Here is a 10,979-nt window from a genome sequence, read left to right as displayed (position 1 = left end):
TTCTCCCCAAAAAGACGGCGTTTCTCAAAAAGATGAACAAAGTTAATCAAAACGTCTTGCTTTTTCCAAAGATAAATGGTATAATTAAAAACGATATGTTTATTTGACTATAAAATTTATGGGAGGAGAGCAAAAAAATGCCTACAAAATACATCTTCGTCACAGGCGGCGTGGTTTCGGGTCTCGGTAAAGGTATCACAGCAGCGTCTCTGGGACGTCTTTTAAAGCAGCGGGGATACAAGGTAACTCTTCAGAAATTTGACCCCTACATCAACGTTGACCCCGGTACAATGTCCCCCTATCAGCACGGCGAGGTCTTTGTTACAGATGACGGCACCGAGACAGACCTTGATCTGGGTCACTACGAGAGATTTGTTGACGAAAATCTTACCGTCAACTCCAATATCACCACCGGCAAGGTTTACTGGACCGTTCTCAACAAGGAAAGACGGGGCGACTATCTGGGCGGCACCGTTCAGGTTATTCCCCACATCACAAATGAGATAAAGGACAAGGTCTACCGTGTAGGCAAGGAGTCCAACACCGACATCGTTATCACCGAGATAGGCGGCACTGTGGGCGATATCGAGTCCACCCCCTTCCTTGAGGCTATCAGGCAGGTAGGCGCCGAGGTGGGCAGGGAAAATGCCATCTATATCCATGTGACTCTCGTTCCCTACATCGCAGGCTCCGAGGAGCTTAAATCAAAGCCCACTCAGCACTCCACAAAGGAGCTGCTTTCCGTTGGTATCCAGCCCAATATCCTTGTGTGCAGGAGCGAAAAGGAGCTTCCCGATGATATGCGCCGCAAAATGGCTATGTTCTGCAACGTTCGTCCCCAGGACGTTATCCAGAACCTTACCGCTCCCTCCCTTTACGAAGTTCCCCTGTGGCTTGAAAATGAGGGTCTGGCTGACTCTGTATGCTATCATCTGGGACTTGAGAACAGGACTCCCGACCTTACCGAGTGGACTCAGATGGTGGACCGCACCAAAGCCGCTCACCGCAAGGTGGTCATCGGGCTTGTGGGCAAGTATGTTATGCTCCATGACGCATATCTTTCTGTTGCGGAGGCGCTCCGTCACGGCGGTATCGTTAATGACGCGGAGGTGGATATCCGCTGGATAAATTCCGAGGAGATAACCGAGAGCAATGCTTCGGAGATGCTTTCCGAATGTGACGGCATCATCGTTCCCGGCGGCTTCGGCGACAGAGGTATTGAGGGCATGATAGAGGCTATCCGCTATGCGCGCGAGAACAAGAAGCCCATGTTCGGGATCTGTCTCGGTATGCAGATGTCCGTTATCGAATATGCAAGAAATGTGCTGGGTCTTTCGGGCGCAAACTCCACCGAGTTCGGCGAGACTCCTTATCCCGTTATCGACATTATGGAGGACCAGAAGACCGTTACCGAAAAGGGCGGCACTATGAGACTGGGTCTGTACCCCTGCAAGCTTGCCGAGGGCGGCACCTGCCGCAGAGTTTACGGCGAGGAGCTTATTTACGAGCGCCACCGCCACCGCTGGGAATTTAACAATGCTTTCCGCTCCCAGCTCACCGAAAAGGGTCTGAGAATTGCGGGTATTTCTCCCGATGAGAGACTTGTGGAGATAGTTGAGGTCCCCGACCACCCCTGGTTCGTGGGCGTTCAGTTCCACCCCGAGTTCAAGTCCCGTCCCAACAAGCCCCACAAGCTTTTTGCGGATTTTATAAGGGCTTCGCTGGAGACCGCGGGAAAATAAGCAGGCTGAGCCTGAACAGTCTGTCGAAAAAGAAACGACAATTATTTAATATGCACAAACCCATACAGAAATTGCTTTGTCAAAAACGTTCCACCGGAACGTTTTTGAGGGTAAGTATGTTTGAGCGCTATAAAAGGGGAGGCGGTCGTGTCCGCCTCCCCTCGAAATGCTGTCGCATTTCTCACCCCTTGCTCCGTTCTGGAAGGATAAAAAGAGATTTCGCCCTCTGCGGAGGGCGACAAGGGGCAATGTGTCTTGCTCACAAGACAAGCCCCCTTGACCCCCGCAAGCCTTTGAAAAGGCTTGAGCGAAACTTTTAGTGTGGTGTTTATTTGTGCAACTTTTTTCATTTCCCCACTTTATCAATAAGCTGAGCAGGCTGAGCCTGAAGCCTATCGTTCTATAGTTTATCCGGGCGGCAGGCAGGCGGCTCGGTACCGATAGAAATATTCAAGTCTTGCAGGAAACGGGAGACCCGTCACCTACATTGTAATTTTACCGCATATATCCGCACACCTCCGTCAAAGAGCTGTGCGGATTTTTTGTGTTTTAACCAATTTGTCAAAACAAGTGTAAAATTTATAGTAAAAATGTAAAAATAGGAAATTGCTATTGAAAACTTTTTTGTGATATGATATAATAATTGTAAGTTTATCATAGAAAAAGGAGCTGCTGATAATGCGTCTTGTTACACGTTCGGATTTTGACGGTCTTGCCTGCGGAGCACTGCTCAAGGACGCAGGAATTATAGATTCATGGAAATTCGCTCACCCAAAGGATCTCCAGGACGGTCTGGTGGAGATAACCGAGAATGACTGCCTGGCAAACGTCCCCTTTGTGGAGGGCTGCGGTCTGTGGTTCGACCACCACTCCAGCGAACACGAAAGAAATCAGCTCGAGGGAAAGTACAAGGGCGAAAGCCGCATAACTCCCTCCTGCGCAAGGATAATTTACGATTACTACGGCGGCAAGGAGCGCTTCTCCCATTATGACGATATGATGATCGCCGTTGACAAGGTGGATTCGGGCAATCTTACCCGCGAGGAGATACTTCACCCCACAGGCTGGATACTTATCGGCTTTCTGATGGACCCCAGAACGGGTCTGGGAAGATGGAGAAATTTCACCATCTCAAACTATCAGCTTATGGAAAAGCTCATTGACTGCTGCCGCACGATGAACACGGATGAAATTCTCGCTCTTCCCGATGTGAAGGAGAGAATTGAGGTTTACTTCGAGCAGAACGACAAGTTCATTGAAATGGTCAAGGCTCACACGAGAGTTGAAAAGGACGTTATCATCTCCGACCTGAGAGGCGTTGACCCCATTTACAGCGGCAACCGCTTCCTTATCTACAGCCTTTACCCCGAGCAGAACATCTCTGCATGGATAGTCAGCGGAAAGGGCGGCAAGGGCTGCTCCTGCGCCTGCGGATATTCTGTATTGAACCGCACCTCCAATGTTAACGTGGGCAGCCTTATGCTCAAGTACGGCGGCGGCGGTCACAAGGCGGTGGGCACCTGCCAGTTCTCCGATGAGGAAATGGACGAGAAGATACCCAAGCTTTTAGACGAGCTTGTTAATTACGACAAGTATTACAATACATAATGCTTTTGCCCCTTTGAGTTTTCAGAGGGGCTTTTTTATGGCTATTACGTCTGCGGCAATTGTGGGCTGCTTCCGACCCTCGGCAAGAGCTATTCGGAAAATTTGTGCGATTTGTATATTGACATTTGCAAACATTTGTGCTATAATATAAAAAAAGAAATATGGGACAGGAAAACCGTCCCATATAAGCTTTTAAAAAAGTCACATATTTCTGCCGTTACCGAGCCGACGATATGACGCCCAAAGAAACTATAGAACGAGCGCACGCAGGCTCAGCCTGCCTGCCTGCTTGGTCGGGGCGACAGGACTTGAACCTGCGGCATCTTGCTCCCAAAGCAAGCACTCTACCAAACTGAGTTACGCCCCGATAATTTGCCTATATATGATACCACATATACCGCTCTGTGTCAAGAGGAAAATCGGGGAATTTGTTTTTTTCGGCAGTTTTTCCGTTTTGCACAAGGCGTTTTATGGGAGATGTTGTAATTTTGCCTAATCTTTTAGTATGATTTAACAAAAGTTACGGAAATTTATTGCTTTTTCTATCCGAATTTGGTATAATACTATTATGCATATTTATCTGTAAATTAACGGCTTTCGGTATAAAAAAGGAGCTTACGGCAAATCTTATGAAGATAAGGATTTTCAGTAAAATGATAAATGAGCAGCTTGAGTTTCTGCTCCCTAAGATACTGCTTGCCGATTTACTCATATTTATCGCAGCGCTGCCCTTTTACGGGCTGAACATTCAGATCCCCGCAGGTCTTCTGCTGGGCACTGCCGCTTCCCTTGCTAACTTCATTATCCTGGGGCTCTCGGCGGAGAGAGCCGTGGAGAGAGGTTCCGCCAAGGCGGCTAAAAGATACATGTTCAGCTTCTATCTTATCCGCCTTGCGGTCATGGGTGCGGCTCTTGTTCTGGGCTTTAACTGCGCATACTTTAACCCCGTATGCGTTTTTATCCCCCTGCTGTACCCTAAGCTGTTCTACTCAGGCAGCGCAATTATCCATCGGGACAAAAATTCAAGGAAAGGAGGGTAAAGCAATATGGAAACCGCTCAGGCAGCGTCCGCTTTATCGGCTGCTGCGGCAGGATTTTTCGACACCGAGCTTCACGTTGACGTTCTCGGTCCGAGAAAAATGATCACGGTCATGAACGGTTCGGACGAGCTTTTCTCCATCTCCGAGACCGTCGTTACAGGCTGGCTTCTGATCATTCTCCTGTTTATCCTCATCAAATGGCTGACAAGCGATCTGAAAGTCGTTCCCACTTCCAAAAAACAGGTCCTTGCGGAATGGTTCGTCACCTTCTTCAACAACCTGGTCAAGGAAAATATGGGCTCAAAAATGATGCACCTCGCACCTTACATCGCTACCATATTCACCTTCGCGCTTACAGGCTCGCTCATCAGCATTTTCGGCTTCAGAAGTATGACGGTAGATATCAACTGCACCGGTACCTGGGCTGCGCTCACGTTTATCCTCATTACGTTCTACAAGATCAAATCCAACGGCTTCGGAGGATATCTCAAGGGCTTTACGGAGCCTGTAGCTGTTATCACGCCCATCAACATTCTCAGTGAGGTCGCCACTCCTGTGGCTATGGCTCTGCGTATGTTCGGTAATATTTCCAGCGGTATGATAATCAGCTCCATCGTATACGCTTTCCTTACTGTGCTCAGCAATGTGGTCTATAATGCGCTGGCTCTGAATTTCAGCGCGCTCAATTACTTCCACATTTTCCAGGTGGGTATCCCCGCTGTGCTGTCGCTCTATTTCGACTTCTTCTCGGGCGTTATCCAGTCATACGTTTTCATTATGCTTACTATGGCGTATGTGGGAGACGCTGCAGGCAAGGAAGAATAGGACATTCTGTAATATCTTTCAGAATTATACAGGCTGTATATTAGCGACAGATTTTTTCTAATCAAGTAAATTTTAAATCGGAGGTATTTTTTATGAATATGACAGACGCTCAGGCATTGCTTCTGGCAAAGGCTCTCGTACTTATGGGTCAGGGCATAGGCGCAGGTCTTGCTCTTATCGCAGGTATCGGTCCCGGTATCGGTGAAGGCTACGCTGTCGGCAAGGCTATCGAGACCATCGGCAGACAGCCCGAGGCTAAGTCCTCTGCCACCACCACAATGTTTATCGGCTGCGCCGTTGCAGAGTCCACCGGTATCTACGGTCTCCTCGTTGGTATCATTCTGCTGTTCGTTAATCCCTTCCTCAAGCACCTTGAGGGCTGATAAGGGAATTACGGATACAGGACGGAGGTCAGTTAAATGCAGCTTAATTTTGAATTTTTCAGCATTGAGCCTTCCACCATTATCGGTGTGCTGCTCAATACCCTTATCCTGTTTTTGTTATTCAAGAAATTCCTTTTCGCTCCCGTTAACAAGATAATCGAGGAGCGCAAGGCTCAGGTGTCAAAGACCTATGAGGACGCTGATGCCGCTCTCGAAAAGGCTAAGAATATGGAAAACGAATACGCCGAGAAGCTTTCCGCTGCCAAGGAGGAGTCCGCCGAGATAGTTAAGGCTGCTTCCAAAAAGGCTCAGCTTCGCTCCGACGAGATAATCGCTCAGGCAAAGGACGAGGCTCAGGGTATCGTTTCCAAGGCTAATGCCGACATCGAGAGAGAACGCAAGCGTGCCGTTAATCAGATCAAGGACGAAATTTCCGATATTGCCGTTAACATTGCGGGCAAGGTCATCGGAAAAGAGGTTGCTTCCGACGAGGAGCAGGAACGTCTTATTGACGAGTTTATCGGCGGCATCGGAGAAGACTGATCTGACGGTGCTTACTGCGCTTACGGAAAGGAAGGGTCATTTTTATGGCAGGCTCAGTTGAAAATGTTTACTCAAGGGCTTTGCTTGAGATCGCTGCCGAGGACGGCTCTATGAAGGAGCTGGACGAAGAGCTGGACGCTCTTTGCGGCATTTTCTCCGCAAACCCCGAGCTTACCGAGGTCCTCTGCGCCCCCACCGTCACCGACGAGGAAAAGCTTTCTCTCATCAAGACGGTCTTTGAAGGGAAAATTTCCGATACTGCCCTTAACTTTCTCTGCGTTTTGTCCGAGAAAAACAGGTGCAGATATCTTCCGGGAATTGCGGAGGAGTTCAGAAACGGATATTATGAAGAAGCGGGCATTGCCGAGGCTACAGTCACCACTGCCGTTCCACTGAAGGACGACGCAAGAGACAGGCTGAAGGCAAAGCTTGAGAAGAAATACGGCAAGACCGTTATCCTCAGGGAAAAGGTCGACCCCTCAATTATGGGCGGCATGATAGTTTCCTCGGGCGGCTCCATGATGGACGGTTCTGTTAAAACCAGACTTGAAAATATGCACAAACAGATAAGAGATATGGTTTCCGTTTAACAACGGGATACCCACATTCATCAATGTTACGAAAGGGTGAATCAGATGGATCTGCGTCCGGACGAAATTACCGGAATAATTAAAAATCAGATAAGGAATTTCAGCTCCAAGATAGAGCTTTCCGACACAGGCACAGTCGTTACTGTGGGAGACGGTATTGCCCGTATCCACGGTCTCGATAACTGTATGTCGGGCGAGCTGCTTGAGTTCGAGGGCGGCATTTATGCTATGGCCATGAACCTTGAGCAGGATTTCGTTGCTGCTGTTATGCTGGGTTCCGACTCTGAGATAAAAGAGGGCGACACCGTTAAGAGGACGGGAAGCGTCGTTTCTGTTCCCGTGGGCGAGGAGCTTATGGGCAGAGTCGTTAACGCTCTCGGTCAGCCTATTGACGGAAAGGGTCCTATTACTGCTGCGGAGAGGCTGCCCATTGAGCAGCCCGCTTACGGCATTATCACAAGAAAATCTGTTAGCCGTCCTCTCCAGACAGGTATCAAGGCTATCGACTCTATGATACCCATCGGAAGAGGTCAGCGTGAGCTTATCATCGGCGACAGACAGACAGGTAAGACCGCTATCGCTCTCGACACCATCATCAACCAGAGGGACAAGGGCGTTATTTGTATCTATGTGGCTATCGGTCAGAAGCGCTCTACCGTTGCCAATGTGGTTGAAACTCTCGCGAAGGCGGGTGCTATGGACTACACCATTGTAGTTTCGGCTACCGCTTCCGAGCTTGCTCCCCTGCAGTATATCGCTCCCTACACGGGCGTTGCTATGGGCGAGTATTTCCTCAAGCAGGGCAAGGACGTTCTCTGCGTTTACGACGATCTTTCTAAGCACGCTGTGGCTTACCGTACACTTTCTCTGCTGCTTAAAAGACCCCCCGGACGTGAGGCTTATCCCGGAGATGTTTTCTATCTCCATTCACGTCTGCTCGAGCGTGCGTGCAGCCTGAACGAGGATTACGGCGGAGGCTCTATCACCGCTCTCCCCATTATCGAGACTCAGGCGGGCGACGTTTCCGCTTACATTCCCACAAACGTTATCTCCATTACTGACGGTCAGATATTCCTTGAGACTGACCTCTTCAACTCGGGCGTAAGACCTGCCGTTAACCCCGGTATCTCCGTTTCACGAGTTGGAGGCGCTGCTCAGATAAAGGCTATGAAGAAGGTTTCGGGCTCTCTCAAGCTCACCTATTCACAGTACAGAGAGTTACAGTCCTTCTCTCAGTTCGGCTCAGACCTGGACAAGGACACCAAGGAAAGACTTGCGCTGGGCGAACGTGTGGTTGAAGTTCTCAAGCAGGACAGAAATTCTCCCATTGCGGTGGAAAATCAGGTCGTTATCATTTATGCTGTTACACATAATTATCTGAGGGACGTTCCCGTTGACAAGATAGGCGAGTTTGAAGCTGAGCTTTTCGACTACATCGACAACGGTCACCCCGAGATAATCGACTCCATCAAGGAGACCAAGGAGCTTACCAAGGAAAACGAAGAGGCTCTGAAGTCCGCTCTCGAGGAGTTTGTGAAGAAATTCACCGCAGCTCTCTGATACCCCTATCTCACTGCTAAAGGAGGAGCATTAAATTGGCTTCAGGCAATATGAAGGTCATCAAGCGGCGCATCAAAAGCGTCGAGTCCACTATGCAGATAACCAAGGCAATGGAGCTGGTTGCATCTTCCAAGCTCAGAAAGGCTAAGGAAAAGGCTGACAGGGCTCGCCCCTATTTCAACGCTCTTTATGACACTATGTGCGAAATACAGGCGGAAAATCCCAGATTTCTCTCCCCCTTTACACGTAAGTCGGGGGAGGGCAAGTCCCTCCTTGTTGTGATCGCAGGCGACAGAGGTCTTGCAGGCGGCTTCAACAACAACGTTTTCAAGCTTGCTCAGGCAAGGATCGACGAGCTTGGCGGCAGGGACAAGGTGGATATTCTTCCCATCGGCAAAAAAGCGGTGGAATTTTACGAGAAACGCGGCTACAATCTTATGGCTCAGTATCAGAACATCTGCGAGAGCATCAAGATAGTTGAGGCCGAGGAGATCGCAGAATCCATTGTGGAGCCTTACATCAAGGGCGTTTACGAGAGAGAGGAGCTCTTCTACACAGAATTTGTTTCTCCCATTACACAGACTGCCGTTTCAAAGCAGCTGCTGCCTGTGGAGTTCAAGACCGAGCTGAAAAAATCCAAGGCTCTCCCCATTTACGAGCCTTCCGCAGGTGCGGTCTTTAACCACATCGTTCCCAGATATATCACGGGTATGATTTTCGGCTCCTGCGTGGACAGCTTCGCTTCCGAGCAGGCTTCAAGACGCAATGCTATGGAAAACGCTTCGGACAACGCTTCCGAAATGATAAGCAGTCTCTCCCTTATGTATAACCGCGCAAGACAGGCTTCCATTACTCAGGAAATTACCGAAATTGTCGGCGGCGCAAACAGCGCCGAATAATGGCAATTACTATTTGTATAATTTTACTTTGAGTATTACACTTAATGTTTATTATACTGCTTGTATAAATTTTTTTCCAAAGAAATGCTGCGCTATGCAATGCGCCACAGGCGCATTGTGTTAAGGGTTGCGACCCTTAACAATCCCGGGGAGAGGGGAACGCCCTCTATCGCAGGGCGTTCCCCTCTTGAAAACAGTCCACTGGACTGTTTTCAATTCACCCCTTTGCGGAGCTCTTCCAAGGATAAGGAGATTTCGCCCTCTGCGGAGGGCGACGAGGGGCTCTGCCCCCTCGACCCCCGCAAGCCTTTGAAAAGGCTTGAGCGAAACTTTTACCTTTAGGTTAACAAAGTAACAATAACGAGGTGATCACTTAATGCCGCAGAACAATGTCGGAAAGGTGGTCCAGATAATCGGAGCGGTCGTTGATATCCGCTTCGCAAAGGACTCCCTTCCGAATCTTCTCAATGCTATAGAAATCGAGCTTAACGGCAAAAAGCTGGTGTGCGAGGTCGCTCAGCACATCGGCGACGATGTAGTAAGATGTATCGCTATGTCGTCTACAGACGGTCTGGTAAGAGGCACGGACGCTGTTGACACAGGTTCACCCATTACCGTTCCTGTCGGAAAGGAAACTCTCGGCCGTATCTTCAACCTTCTCGGTGAGCCCGTTGACAACAAGCCCGCTCCCGAGGCCGAAGAAAGATGGGCTATCCACCGCGAGCCTCCCTCCTACGAGGAGCAGACCGCTTCTAATGAGATACTTGAAACAGGTATCAAGGTAATCGACCTTATCTGCCCCTACCTCAAGGGCGGTAAAATTGGTCTTTTCGGCGGCGCAGGCGTTGGAAAAACTGTTCTTATCCAGGAGCTTATCAACAACATTGCCAATCAGCACAACGGTATCTCCGTTTTCACAGGCGTTGGCGAGCGCACCCGTGAGGGAAATGACCTTTACAACGAAATGAAGGAGTCGGGTGTTCTTGACAAGACCGTTCTCGTTTACGGTCAGATGAATGAGCCTCCCGGAGCAAGAATGAGAGTCGGTCTTTCCGGTCTGACTATGGCGGAGTATTTCCGTGATGTTGAGGGTCAGGACGTTCTTCTCTTTATCGACAACATCTTCCGTTTCACTCAGGCAGGTTCTGAGGTTTCCGCTCTGCTGGGCCGTATGCCCTCAGCCGTTGGATATCAGCCTACTCTGGCTACGGAGATGGGCGCTCTCCAGGAGCGTATCACATCTACAAACAAGGGTTCCATCACCTCCGTTCAGGCGGTATATGTGCCTGCGGACGACCTGACTGACCCTGCTCCCGCTACTACATTCGCCCATCTGGACGCTACCACCACTCTTTCCCGTTCCATTTCCTCGCTGGGTATTTATCCTGCGGTGGACCCTCTTGACTCCACTTCGAGAATACTTACTCCCGAGATCGTGGGACGTGAGCACTACGAGGTTGCAAGAGCGGTGCAGAACATTCTCCAGAGATACACCGAGCTCCAGGATATCATCGCTATCATGGGTATGGACGAGCTTTCCGACGAGGACAAGCTGACCGTTTCCAGAGCGAGAAAAATTCAGCGTTTCCTTTCTCAGCCCTTCAGCGTTGCTGAGCAGTTTACGGGCTTTGAGGGAAGATATGTGCCTATCAAGGAGACCATCAGAGGCTTTAAGGAGATAATCGAGGGTATGCACGACGATCTTCCCGAGTCCGCTTTCCTGTTCGTGGGCACTATCGACGAGGCTGTGGAAAAAGCTAAACAGTCGGGCAACTGAGGAGGCTGAGTA

General features: G+C 49.6%; 11 protein-coding genes and 1 tRNA gene. 11 read left to right on the top strand and 1 reads right to left on the bottom strand.

The window, feature by feature from the left end; genetic code table 11:
- Positions 1 to 137 precede the first annotated feature (137 nt).
- The gene (locus ACI4J0_RS01845; protein ID WP_439764111.1) at positions 138 to 1,742 is read left to right on the top strand and encodes a CTP synthase; all 1,605 of its coding nucleotides are present in this window, start codon (positions 138 to 140) and stop codon (positions 1,740 to 1,742) included.
- A gap of 678 nt (positions 1,743 to 2,420) precedes the next feature.
- Entirely contained in the window at positions 2,421 to 3,350 is a 930-nt protein-coding gene (locus ACI4J0_RS01840; RefSeq protein WP_439764110.1) for an exopolyphosphatase, read from the top strand.
- 290 nt (positions 3,351 to 3,640) lie between these two features.
- Here the strand turns inward: ACI4J0_RS01840 and ACI4J0_RS01835 are convergent.
- Positions 3,641 to 3,717: transfer RNA gene (locus tag ACI4J0_RS01835), tRNA-Pro, on the bottom strand.
- A 286-nt stretch (positions 3,718 to 4,003) separates the two neighbouring features.
- Here ACI4J0_RS01835 and ACI4J0_RS01830 point away from each other — a divergent pair.
- From ACI4J0_RS01830 to atpD, 9 genes are all read left to right on the top strand, one after another.
- Positions 4,004 to 4,390: an ATP synthase subunit I gene (locus ACI4J0_RS01830; RefSeq protein ID WP_439764109.1), complete on the top strand. Its 387-nt coding sequence runs from the start codon at positions 4,004 to 4,006 to the stop codon at positions 4,388 to 4,390.
- A gap of 6 nt (positions 4,391 to 4,396) precedes the next feature.
- Positions 4,397 to 5,215 (top strand): F0F1 ATP synthase subunit A, encoded by an 819-nt coding sequence (locus ACI4J0_RS01825; RefSeq protein WP_439764108.1) that lies wholly within the window; start codon positions 4,397 to 4,399, stop codon positions 5,213 to 5,215.
- Between the two features lie 98 nt (positions 5,216 to 5,313).
- Positions 5,314 to 5,598, top strand: coding sequence for an ATP synthase F0 subunit C (gene atpE / locus ACI4J0_RS01820; RefSeq protein ID WP_432651387.1), 285 nt, complete (start codon positions 5,314 to 5,316; stop codon positions 5,596 to 5,598).
- Between the two features lie 36 nt (positions 5,599 to 5,634).
- Positions 5,635 to 6,141, top strand: coding sequence for a F0F1 ATP synthase subunit B (atpF, locus tag ACI4J0_RS01815; RefSeq protein ID WP_439764107.1), 507 nt, complete (start codon positions 5,635 to 5,637; stop codon positions 6,139 to 6,141).
- A 44-nt stretch (positions 6,142 to 6,185) separates the two neighbouring features.
- On the top strand, positions 6,186 to 6,731 hold the full coding sequence (locus ACI4J0_RS01810; RefSeq protein WP_439764106.1) for a F0F1 ATP synthase subunit delta: 546 nt from the start codon (positions 6,186 to 6,188) through the stop codon (positions 6,729 to 6,731).
- Between the two features lie 45 nt (positions 6,732 to 6,776).
- Positions 6,777 to 8,291, top strand: a complete 1,515-nt coding sequence (atpA, locus tag ACI4J0_RS01805; protein WP_439764105.1) for a F0F1 ATP synthase subunit alpha — start codon at positions 6,777 to 6,779, stop codon at positions 8,289 to 8,291.
- 35 nt (positions 8,292 to 8,326) lie between these two features.
- The gene (atpG, locus tag ACI4J0_RS01800; protein WP_439764104.1) at positions 8,327 to 9,190 is read left to right on the top strand and encodes an ATP synthase F1 subunit gamma; all 864 of its coding nucleotides are present in this window, start codon (positions 8,327 to 8,329) and stop codon (positions 9,188 to 9,190) included.
- Positions 9,191 to 9,307: 117 nt separating this feature from the next.
- Entirely contained in the window at positions 9,308 to 9,532 is a 225-nt protein-coding gene (locus ACI4J0_RS01795; protein ID WP_439764103.1) for a hypothetical protein, read from the top strand.
- A 34-nt stretch (positions 9,533 to 9,566) separates the two neighbouring features.
- Positions 9,567 to 10,967: a F0F1 ATP synthase subunit beta gene (gene atpD / locus ACI4J0_RS01790; RefSeq protein WP_439764102.1), complete on the top strand. Its 1,401-nt coding sequence runs from the start codon at positions 9,567 to 9,569 to the stop codon at positions 10,965 to 10,967.
- Positions 10,968 to 10,979: the final 12 nt, after the last annotated feature.

Source organism: Huintestinicola sp. (assembly GCF_051882455.1).
Lineage (GTDB): Bacteria > Bacillota > Clostridia > Oscillospirales > Ruminococcaceae > Huintestinicola.
The sequence above is the reverse complement of the archived record's forward strand: the minus strand, read 5'-3'. Positions and strand labels throughout refer to the sequence as shown.